Consider the following 21081-nt stretch of genomic DNA (forward strand, 5'->3'; position numbering starts at 1 on the left):
ATTCCCATGTTTCATGTTCGTTGGCCGCGAGCATACCTTGCCGCCCGCCTACTGCCCACCGCCCTGCCAGCCGCCGCCCAGGCTCTGGATCAACGCCACGCTGCCCTGCCCCAGCTGGCCCTGGGTGTCGCGCAGGGTCTGCTCGGCCTGCAGCAGCACCAACTGCTGGGTCAGCACGTTCTGCCGGCTGACGGTGCCGGCCTGCTGCTGGGCCTGCTGGCTGCCGAACAGCTGCTGGTTGCGCTGGAAGATCTGCTGGTAGGCGTCGGCCTGCTGTTGCAGGTGGTTGAGCGCCGAGAGGTTGTCTTCCACGTTCTGCAGCGCCGTCAGCACCGCGCCGCGGTAGTTGGCGGCGTCCTGGTCGTAGCTGGCCTGGGCCTCGTTGACCGCCGCACGGCGGGCGCCGCCGTCGAAGATCGTCTCGGCCAGCGCCGGGCCCAACAGCCACACCCGGTTGGGCAGCGAGAACAGCCCGCCCAGGGCGCTGCCGCGGTAGCCGCCTTCGGCGCTGAGCGTGAGGTTGGGGTAGAACGCCGCCTCGGCCACGCCAATGCGCGCGTTGGCGGCGGCCGCCGTGCGCTCGGCCGAGACCACGTCGGGGCGCCGTTGCAGCAGGGTCGACGGCAGCGTCAGTGGCGGTCGCAGCACCCCGAATGAATAGTCGCTCAGCGGCGCCAGGCTGAACTGCGCCGGCGCCTGCCCCACCAACACCGCCAGCGCGTGTTCATACTGCTCCCGCGAGCGCTGGGACGTCTGCAACGCGGCCACCACCGTGGTCAGCTGGTCCTGGGCCACCAGCAGCTGGTCGTTGGTGGCGGTGCCCTGGACGAACTCGGCCTGGGTCATGTCCTGCAACTGCTGGTCGATGCGCTGTTGCTGCTGCAGCAGGCGGACGTCGATGTCCAGCTGGCGCACGGCAAAATAGTCGGTGGCCACGCTGGCGGCGATGGACAGCCGCACCCCGGCCAGCAGCGCGTCGGAGGATTGCGCCAGGGCGTTGCTCGACTCGATGCCGCGGCGCACCTCGCCCCACAGGTCCGGGGTCCAGCTGGCGGTCAGGGTGGCGCTGACCGACTGCACCACGCCGGTGCTGGCGGTGGTCGTGCCCGTGGTGGTACTGCCGGTGGAACCGCTGCCGCCCACGCCCCGTGTCCCGGACAAGCCCACGCCCACCGTCGGCCACAGGCTGGCGCGGCTGGCCGCCACCTGGGCGTCGGCCAGGCGGTAGGCGGCCTCGGCGGCGATGATCGACTGGTTGGCGGCCGCCGCCTGGTCAATCAGCTTATTGAGCACCGGGTCGCGGTAGTCCAGCCACCACTGGCTGCGCAGCGCCCCCTGGGGGTTGGCCGCCGCCCGCTCGAACGCCGCGCCTTCCTTGAAGCCCTGGGGCAGCGGCTGCTGCGGGCGCTGGTAGTCGGGCCCGACCATGCAACCGGCCAGGAGCGCCACCAACGCCGTGACAATGAGTATGCGCATTCAAGTCTCCTTGCCGTGCCGGCGCACGCGCGCCGAGGCCCGGTCGAGCCACAGGTAGATGACGGGCGTGGTGTACAGCGTCAGCACCTGGCTGAACAGCAGCCCGCCGATGATCGAGATACCCAGCGGCCGCCGCAGCTCCGAGCCGTAGCCATGGCCCAGCACCAGCGGCAAGGCGCCAAGAATGGCCGCCAGGGTGGTCATCATGATCGGCCGGAAGCGGATCAGGCACGCACGGCGGATGGCCTCGCGGGCGTCCAGCCCTTGGGCGCGGCGCTCGCTGAGGGCGAAGTCGATCATCATGATGGCGTTCTTCTTGACGATGCCGATCAGCAGGATCACCCCCACCAGGGCGATGATCGACAGCTCGGTGCCGGTCACCAGCAGCGCGATCAGCGCGCCCACCCCGGCCGACGGCAGCGTGGAGAGGATGGTCAGCGGGTGCACCAGGTTTTCATAGAGTACGCCCAGCACGATGTACACCGACAGTAGCGCGGCGGCGATCAGCAGCGGCTCGCTGGCCACCGAGGCCTGGAATACCTGGGCGGTGCCGGCGAACTGGCCGGTGACGCTGGCGGGCATGCGCAGCTGCGCCACGGCGTTGTCCACCAGCACCGTGGCCTGGCCGATGGAGGTGCCCGGCGCCAGGTTGAACGACACGGTCACCGCTGGGAACGTGCCCTGGTGGCTGATGGAGATGGCGGTGCGGTCGATGCTGTAGTCGGCCATGGCTGCCAGCGGCACCAGCGCCGAACTAGCGATACTCGGCGCCGCGCCGCCGCGGGCGGTCGAGGCCACCGCGCCCACCGGCACGTAGATGCCCTTCAGCGCCATGGGGTCGCGCCAGTACGGCGGCGCGATCTCCATGACCACGTGGTACTGGTTGGCCGCGCGGTAGATGGTCGACACCTGGCGCTGGCCGAACGCGTCGTACAGGGTCTGGTCCACCGCCGACAGGCTCACGCCCAGGCGCGCGGCGCTGTCGCGGTTGACGTGCAGGTTGGCCAGCAGGCTGTTGTCCTGCTGGTCGGTGTTGAGGTCGGTGAGCTGCGCCAGCGGCCGCAGCACGTCCAGCACCTTGGGCACCCACAGGTCCAGGTCGGCCTGGTCATCGGCGGTCAGCGTGTACTGGTACTGCGCGCCGCTCTGGCGGCCGCCCACGGTGATGTCCTGGGCCGATTGCAGGTACAGGCGCGTGCCGGGCATGTCGCCCAGGGCGTGGCGGATCTGCCCGATCACCGCGTCGGCGCCCACGCTGCGCTGGCCCAGCGGCTTGAGGGTGATGAACAGCTGCGCGCTGTTGATGGCGCCGCTGCCGCCGCCACTGCCGCCCACGAAACCACCGACGTTTTCCACGTTGGGGTTGCTCATCACCGTGCGGTTGATGCGCTCGAAGCTCTGCTGCATGGCCGCGTAGGACACGCTCTGCGCCGCCAGTATCGAGCCCTGCAGGCGCCCGGTGTCTTCCTGGGGGAAGAAGCCCTTGGGGATCAGCACGTAGAGCAGCGCCGCCAGCGCCACCACCATCAGCGTCACCAGCCCGGCCAGTAGCGAATGGTCGATGACCCAGCCCAGGGTGCGGTCGTAGAAGCGATGGAAACGCGAGTCCGGGTGCTCGCCCGCCTGCTCGCCGCCCGCGTGCTGCGGGCGCAGCAGCACGCTGCACAGGCTGGGGGTGACGGTGAGCGAGACCAGCATGGAAATCACGATGGCCACCGACAGGGTCACGGAGAACTCGCGGAACAGCCGCCCGACAATGCCGCCCATCAGCAGCAGCGGGATGAACACCGCCACCAGCGACACGCTGATGGTCAGCACCGTGAAGCCCACCTCGCGCGCGCCCTCCAGCGCCGCCTGCACGCGGTCGGCGCCCTGTTCCAGGTGGCGCATGATGTTTTCCACCACGACGATGGCGTCGTCGACCACGAAGCCGGTGGAAATGGTCAGCGCCATCAGCGACAGGTTGTTGAGGCTGTAGCCCAGGAAATACATGGCGCCGAAGGTGCCCAGCAGCGACAGCGGCACGGCGATGGCCGGCACCAGGGTGCTGCGCCAGTCGCGGAAGAAACAGAAGGTCACCAGGGTCACCAGCAGCACCGAAATCAGCAGGCTGACCTCCACGTCGTGCAGCGACGAGCGGATGGTGGTGGTGCGGTCCATGAACAGGTTGAGCTTGATGCCGTTGGTCAGCGAGGCCTGCAGGAACGGCAGCGCGGCCTTCACTGCGTCCACCGTATTGAGCACGTTGGCGCCCGGCTGCTTGAACACCACCAGCAGCACCGCCGGCTTGCCGTTGGACAGGCCGAAGTTGCGCAGGTCCTCGACGTCCTCGCGCACGTAGCCTAGGTCGGCGATGTGCACCACGTCGCCGTTGCTCTGCTTGACGATCAGCGGCGCGTAGTCGCCGGCCTGGTAGAGCATGTCGTTGGCGGCCAGGGTGTAGTTGCCGCCGCTGCTGCTGATGGTGCCCTTGGGCAGGTTGGTGTTGGCGTCGGCGATCACCCCGCGCACTTGCTCAAGGCTCACCCCATAGTGGTTGAGGCGGTCGGGGTTGAGCTCGATGCGCACCGCCGGCAGCGCGCCGCCGCCGACGATCACGTCGCCCACTCCCGAGGTCTGCAGCAGGCGCTGTTGCAGCACCGTGGAGGCCACGTCGTACATCTGCCCCGGGGTGGCGGTGGCCGAGGTCATGCTGATGATCAGGATCGGCGAATCGGCCGGGTTGACCTTGCGGTAGGTGGGGTTGCCCGACAGGTCGCTGGGCAGGTTGGTGCGTGCGGCGTTGATGGCCGCCTGCACGTCGCGGGCGGCGCCGTCGATGTCGCGGTTGAGGTCGAACTGCAGGTTGATGCGGGTGGCGCCCAGGGTGCTCGACGAGGTCATCTGGGTGATGCCCGATATCTGCCCGAACTGGCGCTCCAGCGGCGTCGCCACCGAGGTGGCGACGGTGCTGGGGTCGGCGCCGGGCAGGCTGGCGCGCACGCTGATGGTGGGGAAATCCACCTCGGGCAGCGGCGCCACCGGCAGCAGGTTGAACGCCAGGATGCCGAACAGCGCCAGCCCCAGCGCCAGTAGCGTGGTGGCGATGGGGCGCTGGATGAACGGCGCCGAGAGGTTCATGGCGCGGGCGCTTCAGCGCTCGCCCGGCCACCGCCCAGGCGCTGCTCCAGGCCGTTCATGGCAAGGAAGATCACCGGCGTCGAGAACAGCGTCAGCAGCTGGCTCAGCAGCAGCCCGCCGATGATGGCGATGCCCAGCGGGTGGCGCAGCTCCGAGCCGATGCCGGTGCCCAGGGCCAGCGGCACGGCACCGAACAGCGAGGCCATGCTGGTCATCAGGATAGGCCGGAAGCGCAGTTGCGCCGCCTGGCGGATCGCCGCGGTGGGGTCCAGGCCCTCGTTGCGCTGCAGCTCCAGGGCGAAGTCGACCATCATGATGCCGTTCTTCATGACGATGCCGATCAGCAGCACGATGCCGATCAAGCCGATGATGTCGAACTGCGTGCCGGTCAGCCACAGCGCCAGCAAGGCGCCCAGGGCCGCCGACAGCAGCGTGGAGAGGATGGTCACCGGGTGCACGAAGCTCTCGTAGAGAATGCCCAGCATCAGGTACACCACGACAATGGCCGCCAGCACCAGGAACAGCTGGTTGCCCAGGGACGACTGGAAGGTGGCTGCTGCACCTTCCAACTGCGCCTGCACGGTGATCGGCAGGCCCAGGTCATGCTCGATCTGCCCCAGCCGCGTGACCGCCGCGCCCAGGGTCTGCCCCGGGGCCAGGTTGAACGAGACGTCGGCGTAGGGGAACTGGCCCTGGCGGTTGAGGGTGATGGGCGTCCGTATCACCTGCTGGCTGGCCATGCTCGACAGCGGCGCCACGCCGCCGCTGGCGGTGTCCACGTACAGCCCGGTGAGCAGGTCGGCGAGGTTGCCGGGCTGGCGGTCGCTGGCCAGCACCACGTGGTACTGGTTGAGCTGGGTGTAGATGGTCGACACCTGGCGCTGGCCGAAGGCGTCGTACAGCACGTCGTCGATGGCCTGGGGCGTCACGCCCAGGCGCGAGGCGGTGGCACGGTCGAAGGTCAGCTGGATCTGGTTGCCGAACTGCAGGGCCTGGCTCTGCACGTCGGCGAACATCGGGTCCTTGCGCATGGCCGCCATCAGCTTGTTGGTCCATTGCTCCAGCGCCTGGGTGTCGATGGCCTGAAGCCCGAGTCGGTAGCTGGTGGTGGAGACGGTGGAGTCCAGGGTCAGGTCCTGCACCCCGTGCAGGTACAGGCGGATGCCCGACTCGTCGCTGTTGGCGTCGGCCAGGCGGCGGATCACCACCGCGCTGCTGTCACGCTCGCCGCGCGGCTTGAGGTTGATCAGCAGGTTGCCCTGGTTCAGCGTCGGGTTGGTCTGGTCGATGCCCACGAATGACGACAGGCTGGCCACCGCCGGGTCCTTGAGGATGCGCGCGGCCAGGCGCTGCTGCTCGTCCTGCATGCGCGCGAAGGACACGCTGGGCGCGGCCTGGGAAATGCCCTGGATCAGGCCGGTGTCCTGGTCGGGGAAGAAGCCCTTGGGAATCACCAGGATCAGCCACACCGTCAGCAACGCGGTGATGACGATGGACACCAGCGTCAGTGCCTGGTGCAGCAGCACCCAGTCCAGGCCTTTCACGTAGTAGTGGTTGATGCGGTCGAAGAAGTCCTCGCGGCGCTCGCCCTTGCGCGCCTTGAGCAGGCGCGCGCACAGCATGGGAGTGAGGGTCAGGGTGATCAGCGCGGAAATCACGATGGTCACCGCCACCGTGGTGGCGAACTCGCGGAACAGCCGCCCCACCACGTCGCCCATGAACAGCAGCGGGATCATCACCGCGATCAGCGCCACCGACAGCGAGATGATGGTGAAGCCGATCTGCGCCGAGCCCTTGAGCGCGGCCTGCAGGGGCGTCTCGCCGTCCTCGATGTAGCGGGTGATGTTCTCGATCATGACGATGGCGTCGTCGACCACGAAGCCGATGGCGATGGTCAGCGCCATCAGCGTCAGGTTGTTCAGGGAAAAGCCCAGGGCGTAGGCCACGGCCAGCGTGCCAATCAGGGTCAGCGGCACGGTGAGCGCCGGGATCAGCGTGGCGGCCAGGTCGCGCAGGAAGACAAAGATAACGATCACCACCAGCAGGATCGCCACGCCCAGTTCCAGCTGCACGTCGGTGACCGAGGCGCGGATGGTCTGGGTGCGGTCGGTGAGCACGGCCACCTTGAGGGTGCCCGGCAGGCTGGCGCGCAGGGCGGGCAGCAGGCGCTGCACGCGGTCCACCACCTGGATGACGTTGGCGCCGGGCTGGCGCTGGATGTTCAGCACGATGGACGGCGTGGCGTTGGTCCAGGCGGCCTGGCGCGGGTTCTCCGGGCCCTGGATGGACGCGGCGATCTGCGCCAGGCGAATCGGCGCGCCGTTCTTGTAGGCGATGATCAGGTCGCGGTACTGCTCGGCCGACTGCAGCTGGTCGTTGGCGCCGATGGAATAGGCCTGGAATTTGCCGTCGATGTTGCCCTTGGCCTGGTTGACGTTGGCGGTGCCCAGGGCCGTGCGCACATCATCCAGCGACAGCCCCAGCGCGTTCAGCGCCGAGGTGTTGGCCTGCACCCGCACGGCGGGGCGCTGGCCACCGCTGAGGGTCACCAGGCCGACACCGGTGATCTGCGAGATTTTCTGCGCCAGGCGGGTGTCGGCCAGGTCCTGGATTTTGGTCAGCGGCAGCACGTCGGAGGTCAGCGACAGGGTCAGCACCGGCGCGTCGGCCGGGTTGACCTTGCTGTACACCGGCGGGTACGGCAGGTTGGCCGGCAGGAAGGTGCCGGCGGCGTTGATGGCCGCCTGCACCTCCTGCTCGGCCACGTCCAGGGACAGCGCCAGGTCGAACTGCAGGGTGATCACCGAGGCACCGTCGGAGCTGGTGGAGTTCATCGACTTGAGCCCGGGCATCTCGCCGAACTGGCGCTCCAGCGGCGCGGTGATCGACGAGCTGATCACCTCGGGGCTGGCGCCGGGGTACTGGGTGAACGCCTGGATGGTGGGGTAGTCGACCTCGGGCAGCGCCGACACCGACAGCAGGTGGTAGCCCAGCAGGCCCACCAGCAGCACCGCGACCATGATCAGCGCGGTGGCCACCGGCCGCTCGATGAACGGCCGCGAGACATTCATGGCGTGGCGACCTTGACCGACGAACCGTTATCCAGCTTGTCGGCGCCCTCGGTCACCACCTGCTCGCCGGGCTTCACGCCCTGGTCGAGGATGGCGGTGACGTCACCGGTGGCCGGGCCCAGCTTGACCACCCGCAGCGCCGCCTTGTCGCCGTTGACCACGAACACGAAGTCGCCCTGGCTGCCGTGCTGGATGGCCTGGGTCGGCACCACGGCGATCTGCGCCAGGCGGTCGGCCTGTAGCCGGGCGTTGACGAACTGGTTGGGAAACAGGTGATTGGCCGGGTCGCTGAACTGCGCCTTGACCTTCACCGTGCCGGTGCTGGTGTCCACCTGGTTGTCCAGCGCCAGCAGGTTGCCGGTGGCCAGCAGGTCGTGCTTGTTGCGGTCATAGGCCAGCACCGTCACCGGGCCCTTGGCCATGGCCTGGTCGATGACGCCCAGGTCGTCCTCGGGCACGGCGAACACCACGGTGGCGGGCTGCAGTTGGGTGATCACGGCGATGCCGGTGCTGGTCTGCGGGTTCACGTAGTTGCCGGGGTCCACCAGGCGCAGGCCGACCACGCCGTCCACCGGTGAGTAAATGGTGCAATAGCTGACCTGCACTTCCAGGTTCTGCACGCTGCCCTGGTCGGCGGCCACGGTACCCTGCTGTTGCTGCACCAGCGAGCGCTGGGTGTCGAGGGTCTGCTGGCTGACCGAGCCCACCTTGATCAGCTGGCCGAAACGCACCAGGTCGCGCTGGTCGTTGGCCAGCAGCGCCTGGTCGTGCAGCAGCACGCCGCGGGCCTGGGCCAGCTGCGCCTTCAACGCGCGGTCGTCGATGCGCGCCACCACCTGGCCTTTTTTCACATGCTGGCCTTCCTGGAACGGCACCTCGGTGAGCAGGCCGGCCACCTGGGTGACCACAGTGACGGTGCGGGTGGGGGTCACCGTGCCCAGGGCGTCGATGTACACCGGCACGTCCTGCTGTTTCACCGGCACCACGGCCACCGGCTCGGCCGCGGGCGGCGGCTTGGGCTTGGCCCGGCCGGCCAGCAGGTGGTAGACCAGCCAGCAGGCCAGCAGCACCAGCACGATGCCGGCAAAAATGACCAGACCACGACGACGCTTGGGCACGGGCGAACACCTCGGGTGTCACGGGCCAGTGATAATGGCCACTAGCCTGTCTTCCTGAAAAATTCTAGCAGCGGCCCCCACCGCCACTGGCCCAACCCGCCCTCCATTCAGGTAGCCGACAGGCCGCCCGTCGCCCGCCCCAAGTTGAGCCCCGCGCGAGCACGGTGCTACCATGCCGCAACCGCCCAGCAGGCAAGGAATCATCGGCTTTATGACCACCATTCGCGAGCGCAACAAAGAACTGATCCTGCGCGCGGCCAGCGAAGAATTTGCCGACAAGGGCTTCGCCGCCACCAAGACCAGCGACATCGCGGCCAAGGCCGGGCTGCCCAAGCCCAACGTCTATTACTACTTCAAGTCCAAGGAAAACCTGTACCGCGAGGTGCTGGAAAGCATTATCGAGCCGATCCTGGCGGCTTCGACGCCGTTCAACCCCGAAGGCGACCCGTTCGAGGTGCTCAGCGGCTACATCCGTTCCAAGATCCGCATCTCCCGCGACCTGCCGGCGGCGTCCAAGGTGTTCGCCAGCGAGATCATGCACGGCGCCCCGCACCTGAGCCCCGACCAGGTGGAACAGCTGAACCTGCAGGCCAAGCACAACATCGACTGCATCCAGACCTGGATCGACCGCGGACAGATCGCCCACGTGGATGCGCACCACCTGATGTTCAGCATCTGGGCGGCGACCCAGACCTACGCCGATTTCGACTGGCAGATCGCCGTGGTTACCGGCAAGGCGCGGCTGGACGAGAGCGATTACGAGGCGGCGGCGCAAACGATCATCCGGATGGTGCTGAAGGGCTGCACGCCCGACGCCTGAGCGCCATGACGCCGCCTGCGGCAGCTGCTACGCGGACCTCGTCGTAGCAGCGGCCGTAGGCCGCGTCACAGATTATCAGCCACTGACACCCGCATCAGCGCTCCAACCCAACGCCTCGATCGCGCTGATCGCACAGCGCTCGTCCACATCCGACACATCCCCGCTGATTCCCACCGCGCCAATCACCACGCCCTGCTGGTCACGAATCAGCACCCCACCCGGCGCCGGCACCACGCCGCCCTGCCCCAGCCCGTTCAACGCCGCGAAAAACGCCGGGCGTGCTTGCGCGTCCGTCGCCAGCAGGCGCGAGCCCTTGCCCAGGGCGATGGCGCCCCACGCCTTGCCAATGGCCACGTGGGGCCGCAGCAGGCTGGCGCCGTCCTGGCGTTGCAGGCTCACCAGGTGCCCGCCGCTGTCCAGCACCGCCACGGTGAGCGGCGCAGCCTTGATGTCGCGCCCCGTGGCCAGGGCGTGTTCGGCGAGACGATTGGCAGCAGCCAAGGTAATGGCAGTCATCGGCAGATCCTCTTGAATGAAAAATCGACACGACAAATAGAGCACAAATACAAAATTTATTGTATACAATGTCGCAAATATTCCCGACCAATGGCCTGCAAACGCCATCCCTCGGCAAAAGCGAAAAGGGTTTGACCTGAAGCCGGTGCCGTGAATAAACTCAGCCAACAAGCCACTTGTATACAATTACAAAACACAAAGAGGCACAAAACCATGAGCAAAATGAGAGCAATCGATGCAGCCGTTCTGGTGATGCGCCGCGAAGGTGTGGAAACCGCCTTCGGCATTCCCGGTGCCGCCATCAACCCGCTGTACTCGGCCCTCAAGAAGGTCGGCGGCATCGACCACGTGCTGGCCCGCCACGTCGAAGGCGCCTCGCACATGGCCGAGGGCTACACCCGCACCAAGGCCGGCAACATCGGCGTGTGCATCGGCACCTCGGGCCCGGCGGGCACCGACATGGTCACCGGCCTGTACAGCGCCTCGGCCGACTCCATTCCCATCCTGTGCATCACCGGCCAGGCGCCCCGCGCCCGCCTGCACAAGGAAGACTTCCAGGCCGTGGACATCACCAGCATCGTCAAGCCGGTGACCAAGTGGGCCACCACCGTGCTGGAACCAGGCCAGGTGCCCTACGCCTTCCAGAAAGCCTTCTATGAAATGCGCTCCGGCCGCCCTGGCCCGGTGCTGATCGACCTGCCGTTCGACGTGCAGATGGCCGAGATCGAGTTCGACATCGACGCCTACGAGCCGCTGCCCGTGACCCGCCCCACCGCTAGTCGCACCCAGGTGGAGAAGGCCCTGGCCATGCTCGACCAGGCCGAGCGCCCACTGCTGGTAAGCGGTGGCGGCGTGATCAACGCCGACGCCAGCGCCAAGCTGGTGGAGTTCGCCGAGCTGACCGGCATCCCGGTCATCCCCACCCTGATGGGCTGGGGCACCATCCCTGACGACCACCCGCAGATGGTCGGCATGGTCGGCCTGCAGACCTCGCACCGCTACGGCAACGCCACCCTGCTCAAGTCCGACGTGGTGCTGGGCATCGGCAACCGCTGGGCCAACCGCCACACTGGCTCGGTGGACGTGTACACCGAAGGCCGCCGCTTCATTCACGTGGACATCGAACCCACGCAGATCGGCCGCGTGTTCACCCCCGACCTGGGCATCGTCTCTGACGCTGGTGCCGCCCTGGACCGCTTCCTGGAAGTGGCCCGCGAGTGGAAAGCCGCTGGCAAGTTGAAGGACCGCAGCGCCTGGCTCGCCGACTGCCAGCAGCGCAAGGCCAGCCTGCAGCGCAAGACCCACTTCGACAACGTGCCGGTCAAGCCCCAGCGCGTGTACGAGGAAATGAACCAGGTGTTCGGCAAGGACACCTGCTACGTCAGCACCATCGGCCTGTCGCAGATCGCCGGCGCGCAGTTCCTCCACGTGTACAAGCCACGCCACTGGATCAACTGCGGCCAGGCAGGCCCGCTGGGCTGGACCATTCCCGCAGCCCTGGGCGTGGTCAAGGCCGATCCGAGCCGCAAGGTGGTGGCGCTGTCGGGTGACTACGACTTCCAGTTCATGATCGAAGAGCTGGCCGTGGGCGCGCAGTTCCACCTGCCGTACATCCACGTGGTGGTGAACAACTCCTACCTGGGGCTGATCCGCCAGGCCCAGCGCGGTTTCGACATGGACTACTGCGTGCAGCTGGCGTTCGAGAACATCAACGCCCCGGAAATCAACGGCTATGGCGTCGACCACGTGGCGGTCGCCGAAGGCCTGGGCTGCAAGGCCCTGCGCGTGTTCGAACCGGCACAGATCCAGCCGGCGCTGCGCAAGGCCCAGGCGCTGATCGAGGAGTTCAAGGTGCCGGTGGTGGTGGAAATCATCCTGGAACGGGTGACCAACATTTCCATGGGCACCGAGATCAACGCCGTCAACGAATTCGAAGACCTGGCGCTGGTCGGCAACGACGCCCCTACCGCCATCTCGCTGCTCGACTGATTTTTCAAGGAGGCTTTCATGCCGCGTTTTGCCGCCAACCTGTCGATGCTGTTCACCGAACAGGACTTCCTCGCCCGCTTCAAGGCCGCCGCCGATGCCGGCTTCAGTGGCGTGGAATACCTGTTCCCGTACGACTTCAACTCCGCCGAGATCAAGGCGCAACTGCAGGCCCACGGCCTGACCCAGGTGCTGTTCAACCTGCCGGCCGGTGACTGGGCCAAGGGCGAGCGTGGCATTGCCTGCCACCCTGACCGCGTCGAGGAGTTCCGTGCCGGCGTGGACCTGGCCATCGCCTACGCCCAGGTGCTGGGCAACACCCAGATCAACTGCCTGGCCGGCATCCGCCCCCAGGGCGTGGACTGCGCCACGGTGAAGGCCACCTTCGTCGCCAACCTGAAATATGCCGCCGACAAGCTGCAGGCCGCGGGCATTCGCCTGGTGATGGAGATGATCAACACCCTCGACATCCCGGGCTTCTACCTGACCACCACCGACCAGGCGCTGGCGATCCAGGCCGAGGTGGGCAGCGCCAACCTCTTCCTGCAGTACGACATCTACCACATGCAAATCATGGAAGGTGACCTGGCGCGCACGCTACAAGCGCACCTGCCGCGCATCAACCACGTGCAACTGGCCGACAACCCCGGCCGCCACGAACCGGGCACCGGCGAGATCAACTACCGCTTCCTGTTCGAGCACCTGGACAAGATCGGCTACCAGGGCTGGGTGGGCTGCGAGTACAAGCCGCTGACCACCACCGAGGCTGGCCTGCATTGGCTCAAAACGCATAACGCCGTCTGACCTGTAGCCGCTGCCGAAGGCTGCGCTGGCCCTGTTCCCCACTGGAGATCTCCAGCGCACACCCGGGCCAGCGCAGCCTGGCGGCAGCGGCTACGCCTTCAACAAATACAATCAGGAAGGATCACTACCATGGCAAAAATCGGATTCATCGGCACCGGCATCATGGGCCTGCCCATGGCGCAGAACCTGCAGCAAGCAGGTCACCAACTGTTCCTCTCCACCCACCACGACGCAGCCCCCACCGACCTTGTCGCCGCCGGCGCCGTGGCCCTGGCCAACCCGCGCGACGTGGCCCAGGAAGCGGAATTCATCATCGTCATGGTGCCCGACACCCCGCAGGTGGAAGACGTGTTGTTCCGCGAGCAGGGCATCGCCGAGGGCCTGAGCCGCAACAAGATCGTCATCGACATGAGCTCCATCTCGCCCACCGCCACCAAGGCCTTCGCCGCCAAGGTCAACGCCCGTGGCGCGCAGTACCTGGACGCACCGGTGTCCGGTGGTGAAGTAGGCGCCAAGGCCGCCACCCTGAGCATCATGGTCGGCGGCGACCAGGACGCCTTCGACCGCGCCCTGCCGCTGTTCCAGAGCATGGGCAAGAACATCACCCGCGTCGGTGGCAACGGCGACGGCCAGACCGCCAAGGTGGCCAACCAGATCATCGTCGCCTTGAACATCCAGGCCGTGGCCGAAGCGCTGCTGTTCGCGGCGAAGAACGGCGCCGACCCGGCCAAGGTGCGTGAGGCGCTGATGGGCGGCTTCGCCTCGTCGAAGATCCTCGAAGTGCACGGCGAGCGCATGATCAAGGGCACCTTCGACCCCGGCTTCCGCATCAGCCTGCACCAGAAAGACCTCAACCTGGCCCTGCAAGGCGCCCGCGAGCTGGGCGTGAACCTGCCCAACACCGCCAACGCGCAACAGGTGTTCAGCACCTGCGCCGCCCTGGGCGGCAGCAACTGGGACCACTCGGCGCTGATCAAGGGCCTGGAACACATGGCCAACTTCAGCATCCGCGACAAGTGACCCACCGCTGACGCGGCCTGGCGGCCACTGCTACACAGCCCTTGTAGCAGCGGCCGCCAGGCCGCGTCAGGGCCCACGCCATAACAACAATAAATTCCCCGGGAGCCTGCCATGTCAGTCGATCCGCAATCCTTCCTGCGCGAGCTGTTCGCCACGGCCATCGCCGCAGCCCACCCAAGCCAGGTGCTGGAACCCTTCCTGCCCGCCGACCGCAGCGGCCGGGTGATCGTCATCGGCGCCGGCAAGGCCGCAGCCGCCATGGCCGAAGTGGTCGAGCGCTGCTGGCAGGGCGAGGTCAGCGGGCTGGTAGTCACCCGCTACGGCCACGGCGCCAGCTGCCGGAAAATCGAGGTGGTGGAAGCCGCCCACCCTGTGCCTGATGCCGCCGGCCTGGCCGTGGCCCAGCGCGTGCTGCAACTGGTCAGCAACCTCACTGAAAGCGACCGGGTGATCTTCCTGCTTTCGGGCGGCGGCTCGGCGCTGCTGGCCCTGCCTGCCGCCGGCATCACCCTGGCCGACAAGCAGGCCATCAACAAGGCGCTGCTGAAATCCGGCGCCACCATTGGCGAGATGAACTGCGTGCGCAAGCACCTCTCCGCCATCAAGGGCGGGCGCCTGGCCAAGGCCTGCTGGCCGGCCACCGTGCATACCTACGCGATTTCCGACGTACCCGGCGACCTGGCCACGGTCATCGCCTCCGGCCCCACCGTGGCCGACCCCAGCACCTCGGCCCAGGCGCTGGCGATCCTGGCACGCTACAGCATTGACGTGCCACAGGCCGTGCGCGACTGGCTGCACAACCCTGAATCGGAGACCGTCAAGGCCGACGACCCGTGCCTGGCCCGCAGCCACTTCCAGCTGATCGCCACGCCGCAGCAGTCGTTGCAGGCCGCCGCCGTCAAGGCGCGTGCCGCCGGCTTCAGCCCGCTGATCCTCGGCGACCTGGAAGGCGAGTCGCGGGAAGTGGCCAAGGTGCACGCCGGCATCGCCCGGCAGATCGCCATTCACGGCCAGCCGCTGGCGGCGCCGTGCGTGATTCTCTCCGGGGGCGAGACCACGGTCACCGTGCGCGGCAACGGCCGCGGCGGGCGCAACGCCGAATTCCTCCTCAGCCTCACCGAGAGCCTCAAGGGCCAGCCCGGCATCTACGCCCTGGCCGGCGACACCGACGGCATCGACGGCTCCGAGGACAACGCCGGCGCGCTCATGACCCCGTGCAGCTACCGCCGCGCCGCGCAGCTGGGCCTGAGCGCCAGCGCCGAGCTGGACAACAACAACGGCTATGGCTACTTCCAGGCGCTGGGCGACCTGGTGGCTACCGAACCCACGCGCACCAACGTCAACGACTTCCGCGCCATCCTGATTCTGGAGGCCACCGCGCCATGACCGCCTACAAGAACACCAAGATCCTCGCCACCCTGGGCCCTGCCACCCGCAGCCAGGAAGACATCCGCCAACTGGCGCTGGCCGGGGTCAACCTGTTCCGCCTCAACTTCAGCCACGGTGAGCACGGCGACCACGCCCAGCGCCTGGAATGGATTCGCGACGTGGAAGCGCAGTTGAACACGCCGCTGGGCGTGCTCATGGACCTGCAAGGGCCGAAACTGCGCGTCGGCCGATTCGCCGACGGCAAGGTGCTGCTGCACCGCGGCCAGGCGTTCCGCCTGGACCTGGACACCAGCCCCGGCGACGCGCGCCGGGTGAACCTGCCGCACCCCGAGATCATCGCCGCCCTGCAGCCGGGCATGGACCTGCTGCTGGACGACGGCAAGCTGCGCCTGCAAGTGACCGCCAAGCATGCCGACGCCATCGACACCCAGGTCATCGCCGGCGGCGAGCTGTCCGACCGCAAGGGCGTCAACGTGCCCCAGGCGGTGCTGGAGCTCAGCCCGCTGACCGCCAAGGACCGCCGCGACCTGAGCTTCGGCCTGGAGCTGGGCGTGGACTGGGTGGCGCTGTCATTCGTGCAGCGCCCCGAGGACATCCTCGAGGCCCGCGAGCTGATCGGCGGCCGCGCGCGGCTGATGGCCAAGGTCGAGAAGCCCTCGGCGCTGGTGCACCTGGAAGAGATCGCGCGGCTCAGCGACGCGATCATGGTGGCCCGTGGCGATTTGGGCGTGGAAGTGCCGGCCGAGACCGTGCCGCAGATCCAGAAGCGCATCATTGCCGTGTGCCGCGCCCTGGGCCGGCCGGTGGTGGTGGCCACGCAGATGCTCGAATCCATGCGCTTCGCCCCCGCGCCCACCCGCGCCGAGGTCACCGACGTGGCCAACGCCGTGGCCGAGGGCGCTGACGCGGTGATGCTGTCGGCCGAGACCGCTTCGGGCGACTACCCGCTGGAAGCGGTGCAGATGATGAGCAAGATCATCCGCCAGGTGGAAAGCGGCCCCGACTACCAGGCGCAACTGGACGTCAGCCGGCCTCAGGCCGAGGCCACCGTGTCGGACGCCATCAGCTGCGCTATCCGCCGCATCAGCGGCATTTTGCCGGTGGCGGTGCTGGTGAACTACAGCGAATCCGGCGCCTCGACGCTGCGCGCCGCCCGCGAGCGGCCACGGGTGCCGATCCTCAACCTGACGCCCAACCTGGCCACGGCCCGGCAGTTGAGCGTGGCCTGGGGCGTGCGTTCGGTGGTCAATGACCGCTTGCGGCAGGTGGAGGAAGTCTGCTCCACGGCGCTGGAAATCGCCCAGGCGCAAGGGCTGGCCAGCCGTGGCGACACCCTGGTGATCACCGCCGGCGTGCCGTTCGGCAAACCTGGCAGCACCAATTCGCTGCGTATCGAAACGCTGGTGTAACCCACCACCGTAGCCGCTGCCGCCAGGCTGCGCTGGCCCGGTCACCCACAGCAGATTTCCCGGGTGTACTCAAGGGCCAGCGCAGCCTGCGGCAGCGGCTACAGGAACTTCATCATGCCCCGACATTTCTGCCCCGACTGGGCCACCGCCCTGCTCAACGGCTTCAGCCAGGTGCTGCTGCAACGCAACCCGCTGTGCGGCCTGTGCTGCCTGGTGGCGATACTGGTGGGCGCCCCGCAGCTGCTGGGTGGCGCGCTGCTGGGCGCGGCCAGCGGCCTGCTCACCGCGCAACGCCGTGGCTACCTGCGCGAACACCGCCAGGCCGGCGTCTACAGCTACAACGGCGTGCTGATCGGCCTGCTGTTCAGCCATTGGCTGCCGCTGGGCCTGACCCTGCCCCTGTTGATCATCGCCGCCAGTGGCCTGAGCAGCCTGTTGCTGGCGCGCTGGCTGCGCGTTTGCGCGCGCCCCAGCTGCCTGCCCGCCTACACTGCGCCGTTCGTGCTGGCCGGCTGGGCCCTGGCGCTGGGCATCAGCCCCGCCCCTGGCAGCGTGCAAGCCTTCGACCTGAGCGACGTGCTCACCGGGCTGGGGCAGATCTTCGTGCTGCCCAGCCCCCTGGCCGGCGCGCTGATTGCCCTGGGCCTGTACCTGGCCGACCGCCGCGCCGCGCGCTGGGCGCTGCTGGGCTCTGCCGCCGGCCTGGCCTTCGCCTGGTTGCAGGGCGAGCCAGCGCTGCCCGGCCTCTACGGTTTCAACCCGGCCCTGGCGGCGCTGGCCTTCAGCGCCCAACCGCTGCGCGCGGTGCTGGCCATCGGCCTGGCGCTGTTGCTGCAACCGGGGTTCGCCAGCCTGCCGCTGCCCGGCCTCACCGCACCGTTCATTCTCGCCTGTTGGCTGGTGCGCGCCGGTGCCCGCGCCAGCCTGGTGGAGGGCACCTTGCACAGTCGCCGGTAAACGCCCTAGGCTTGGTCCATGTTCAGGAACCCGGACCCTATGGAAAGCCAACGCACCCTGCGCCAAAAGCTCTACACCATCATTTTCCACAGCGACACGGTGGCCGGCCGGCGCTTCGACACCACCCTGCTGCTGATCATCCTCGCCAGCCTGGTGCTGGTGATGCTCGACAGCATCGAAGGCGTGCACCGCGAGTACGCCACCCTGTTCGCCAACATTGAATGGGGCCTGACCGGCATCTTCACCGTGGAATACCTGCTGCGCCTGTACTGCACGCCGCGGCCGCTGCGCTACGCCTTCAGCTTCTATGGGCTGGTGGACCTGCTGGCGATCGTGCCGGGCATCCTCGCCATTTACTACAGCGACGCCCAGTACCTGATGATCGTGCGGGTGATCCGCATGCTGCGCATCTTCCGCGTCCTCAAGCTGCGCCCCTACCTGAGCCAGGCCAACTACCTGATGTCGGCGCTGCGCGGCAGCCGGCAGAAGATCATCGTGTTCCTGCTCAGCGTGGCCACCCTGGTGACGGTGTTCGGCACCCTGATGTACGTGATCGAAGGCCCCGAGCACGGCTTCACCAGCATTCCCATGGGCATCTACTGGGCCATCGTCACCCTTACCACCGTGGGCTTCGGCGACATCGTGCCCAAGACCCCGCTGGGGCAGATGATCTCGGCGCTGGTGATGATCACCGGTTACTCGATCATCGCCGTGCCCACCGGCATCTTCACCGCCGAGCTGGCCAACGCCATGCGCGGCGAACGCCAGGAGCGTCCGTGCCCGGTGTGTGCCAAGGCCGATCACGACAGCGAGGCGGCGTTCTGCTCCCGTTGCGGAAATGCCTTGTTTAAAAAAACTCCATAAGCGCCCAACTTTTCGGTCTTTCGGGCGCCAACGGCGCCCGGCTATAGTGGCTGGCCAATTGATTCCAACGACAACAACAGGGACATCCACCATGCACAAACTCTTGAGCGCCTCGCTGCTCGCCGCCGGGCTGGGCCTGGCCGGGCTGGTCCAGGCTGCCCAGCCGCCCTTGCTGAACGTTTCCTACGACGTGATGCGTGACTTCTACAAGGACTACAACGCCGCGTTCCAGAAACACTGGCAGGCCGAGCACAACGAGCCGGTCAGCGTGCAGATGTCCTTCGGCGGTTCCAGCAAGCAGGCGCGCTCGGTGATCGACGGCCTGCCCGCCGACGTCATCACCATGAACATGGCCACCGACATCAACGCCCTGGCCGACAACGGCAAGCTGGTGCCCGACGACTGGGTCACGCGCCTGCCCAACCACAGCGCGCCGTTCACCTCGGCCACCGTGTTCATCGTCCGCAAGGGCAACCCCAAGGCCCTGAAAGACTGGCCCGACCTGCTCAAGGACGGCGTGCAGGTGATCGTCCCCAACCCCAAGACCAGCGGCAACGGCCGCTACACCTACCTGTCGGCCTGGGGCTACGTGCTGAAGAACGGCGGTGACGAGGACAAGGCCAAGGCCTTCGTCGGCAAGCTGTTCAAGCAGGTGCCGGTGCTGGACACCGGTGGCCGTGGTGCTACCACCACCTTCATGACCAACCAGATCGGCGATGTGCTGGTGACCTTCGAGAACGAAGCGGAAATGATTGCCCGCGAGTTCGGCCGCGACAAGTTCGAGGTCATCTACCCCAGCGTCTCCGCCGAAGCCGAGCCGCCGGTGGCCGTGGTCGACAAGGTGGTGGACAAGAAAGGCAGCCGCGCCCTGGCCGAGGCCTACCTCAAGTACCTGTGGTCGCCAGAAGGCCAGGACATCGCCGCGCAGAACTACCTGCGCCCGCGTGACCCGGCGGTGCTGGCCAAGTACCAGGACCGCTTCCCCAAGGTCGACTTCCTGTCGGTTGAAAAGACCTTCGGCGACTGGCGCACCGTGCAGAAGACCCACTTCGCCGACGGCGGCGTGTTCGACCAGATCTACACCCAGCAGTAACACCCTGCTGAACATTCGCCACAACGCCATACCTGTAGCCGCTGCCGAAGGCTGCGCTGGCCCACATCCACACTGGAGATTCCCAGTGAGGCACAGGGCCAGCGCAGCCTGGCGGCAGCGGCTACGGCGCACCATGCTGGTGCCATCAATAGCACGATCGTCCCATACAGTTATAAAAAAGCGCCACCCACGGTAATCCAGCGGCCAATTGTTTCGTCCTTTCTACATTGGCACAGCCATTGCTCTTCACGCCCCACCCCTCTCATGAAGAGAGCCGACCCGAGTACGACCATGCCCAGCTTCACGCCCACGCTAAAAGCCCTGGTCCTGTCGATTGCCACCAGCGGGATGCTGGTGGGCTGCGACAAGCCTGCTTCACCCACCCAGGCGGCCGCCGCCGGGCCGATCGCCGTGGACGTGGCCACCGCCACGCCGGCCCTGGAACCGCGCACCACGGTGCTCACCGGGCGCCTGGAAGCCTTCCGCACCGCCGAGGTCCGCGCCCGCGTGGCCGGCATCGTCGAACAGCGCACCTACACCGAGGGCGCGGCGGTGAACGCCGGCGACCTGCTGTTCCGCATCGACCCGGCGCCGTTCGCCGCCCAGCTGGCCGCCGCCGAGGCCGAACTGGCCCAGGCGCGCGTGGCCGCCGAGTCTGCCGGCGACATTGCCCGCCGTTCCCAGCAGTTGGTGGTGGACAATTCCATCAGCGTGCAGCAGAGCCGCCAGGATCTGTTCGCCGAGAAACGTGCCAAGGCCGCGGTGCTGTCCGCCGAAGCCAAGGTGCGCAGCGCGCGCCTGCAACTGGACTACGCCAGCGTCAAGGCACCGATCGCCGGCCGCGCCCGCCGCGCGCTGGTCAGCGAAGGCGCCATGGTCGGCCAGGACGAGGGCACGCCACTGACCACCGTCGAACAGCTGGACCCCATCTACGTCAACTTCTCGCAGCCGGCCAGCGACTTCCTGGCGTTGGGCGAGGCGCTCAAGGACAGCCCCGGTGCCGCCCGCGTGACCCTGCGCCTGAGCGACGGCAGCCTGTACAAGCGCGCCGGCAAGCTGCTGTTCACCGACACCGCGGTAGACCCGAAAACCGACACCGTGGCCCTGCGCGCGCAGTTCGACAACCCCGAACAACTGCTGCTGCCCGGCCTGTACGTGCAGGTGGAGTTCGAACGCGCCGGTGGCCACCACGACGTGCTGATCCCGCAGCAGGCGCTGACCCGCACCCGCGACGGCGCCTACGTGATGGTGCTCAAGGACGGCCACGCGCGCCAGGTCAACGTCCAGGCCCAGACCCTGCAGGGCCGCCAGTGGCGGGTCAGCGCCGGGCTGGACGGCGGCGAGCAGGTGATCCTCGACGGCGGCGCCCTGGGTGACGGCCAGGCCGTGGCCGTGAAACCTTCCGCCGACACCGGCACGGTAGCCGACCGCTCATAGG

15 protein-coding genes are annotated in these 21081 nt (G+C 67.6%); 10 read left to right on the plus strand and 5 right to left on the minus strand.

Annotated features, from left to right (window positions below):
* Positions 1–48: 48 nt before the first annotated feature.
* The 4 genes from AC0Z2B_RS27790 to AC0Z2B_RS27805 are packed head-to-tail and all read right to left on the minus strand — an operon-like array spanning position 49 to position 8785.
* Complete coding sequence (locus AC0Z2B_RS27790; RefSeq protein WP_476300914.1) at positions 49–1476, minus strand: efflux transporter outer membrane subunit; 1428 nt, start codon at positions 1474–1476, stop codon at positions 49–51.
* Positions 1477–4596: an efflux RND transporter permease subunit gene (locus tag AC0Z2B_RS27795; protein ID WP_476300916.1), complete on the minus strand. Its 3120-nt coding sequence runs from the start codon at positions 4594–4596 to the stop codon at positions 1477–1479.
* Positions 4593–7667: an efflux RND transporter permease subunit gene (locus AC0Z2B_RS27800; RefSeq protein ID WP_476300918.1), complete on the minus strand. Its 3075-nt coding sequence runs from the start codon at positions 7665–7667 to the stop codon at positions 4593–4595. Before AC0Z2B_RS27800 ends, AC0Z2B_RS27795 begins: the two co-directional genes overlap by 4 nt.
* On the minus strand, positions 7664–8785 hold the full coding sequence (locus tag AC0Z2B_RS27805; RefSeq protein ID WP_476300920.1) for an efflux RND transporter periplasmic adaptor subunit: 1122 nt from the start codon (positions 8783–8785) through the stop codon (positions 7664–7666). The genes AC0Z2B_RS27800 and AC0Z2B_RS27805 overlap by 4 nt, the downstream gene beginning before the upstream one ends.
* Before the next feature lie 211 nt (positions 8786–8996).
* On the opposite strand from AC0Z2B_RS27805, the gene AC0Z2B_RS27810 reads away from it, so the two are divergent.
* Positions 8997–9605: a TetR/AcrR family transcriptional regulator gene (locus tag AC0Z2B_RS27810; protein WP_476300922.1), complete on the plus strand. Its 609-nt coding sequence runs from the start codon at positions 8997–8999 to the stop codon at positions 9603–9605.
* Positions 9606–9680: 75 nt separating this feature from the next.
* Here AC0Z2B_RS27810 and AC0Z2B_RS27815 read toward each other — a convergent pair whose 3' ends face one another.
* On the minus strand, positions 9681–10121 hold the full coding sequence (locus AC0Z2B_RS27815) for a GlcG/HbpS family heme-binding protein (RefSeq protein WP_476300924.1): 441 nt from the start codon (positions 10119–10121) through the stop codon (positions 9681–9683).
* A 213-nt stretch (positions 10122–10334) separates the two neighbouring features.
* Between AC0Z2B_RS27815 and gcl the strand changes: the two genes are divergently transcribed.
* From gcl to AC0Z2B_RS27860, 9 genes are all read left to right on the plus strand, one after another.
* Entirely contained in the window at positions 10335–12110 is a 1776-nt protein-coding gene (gene gcl, locus AC0Z2B_RS27820) for a glyoxylate carboligase (protein ID WP_416425954.1), read from the plus strand.
* Positions 12111–12128: 18 nt separating this feature from the next.
* Positions 12129–12911 (plus strand): hydroxypyruvate isomerase, encoded by a 783-nt coding sequence (gene hyi, locus AC0Z2B_RS27825; protein WP_476300926.1) that lies wholly within the window; start codon positions 12129–12131, stop codon positions 12909–12911.
* A gap of 129 nt (positions 12912–13040) precedes the next feature.
* Positions 13041–13931: a 2-hydroxy-3-oxopropionate reductase gene (locus AC0Z2B_RS27830; protein ID WP_476300929.1), complete on the plus strand. Its 891-nt coding sequence runs from the start codon at positions 13041–13043 to the stop codon at positions 13929–13931.
* Positions 13932–14042: 111 nt separating this feature from the next.
* A complete protein-coding gene (locus AC0Z2B_RS27835) occupies positions 14043–15317 on the plus strand; it encodes a glycerate kinase type-2 family protein (protein WP_476300931.1) in 1275 nt (424 codons plus the stop codon).
* A complete protein-coding gene (pyk, locus tag AC0Z2B_RS27840) occupies positions 15314–16729 on the plus strand; it encodes a pyruvate kinase (protein WP_476300934.1) in 1416 nt (471 codons plus the stop codon). Before AC0Z2B_RS27835 ends, pyk begins: the two co-directional genes overlap by 4 nt.
* A gap of 114 nt (positions 16730–16843) precedes the next feature.
* A complete protein-coding gene (locus AC0Z2B_RS27845; protein WP_476300936.1) occupies positions 16844–17686 on the plus strand; it encodes an urea transporter in 843 nt (280 codons plus the stop codon).
* 39 nt (positions 17687–17725) lie between these two features.
* Positions 17726–18550, plus strand: coding sequence for an ion transporter (locus tag AC0Z2B_RS27850; RefSeq protein WP_476300938.1), 825 nt, complete (start codon positions 17726–17728; stop codon positions 18548–18550).
* Between the two features lie 91 nt (positions 18551–18641).
* Positions 18642–19643 carry a sulfate ABC transporter substrate-binding protein gene (locus AC0Z2B_RS27855; protein WP_416425968.1) on the plus strand — a complete coding sequence of 334 codons (1002 nt, stop codon included), beginning with the start codon at positions 18642–18644 and terminating at the stop codon, positions 19641–19643.
* Positions 19644–19934: 291 nt separating this feature from the next.
* A complete protein-coding gene (locus tag AC0Z2B_RS27860) occupies positions 19935–21080 on the plus strand; it encodes an efflux RND transporter periplasmic adaptor subunit (protein ID WP_476300940.1) in 1146 nt (381 codons plus the stop codon).
* Position 21081: the final 1 nt, after the last annotated feature.

The organism is Pseudomonas sp. GYB4201, from assembly GCF_056312595.1.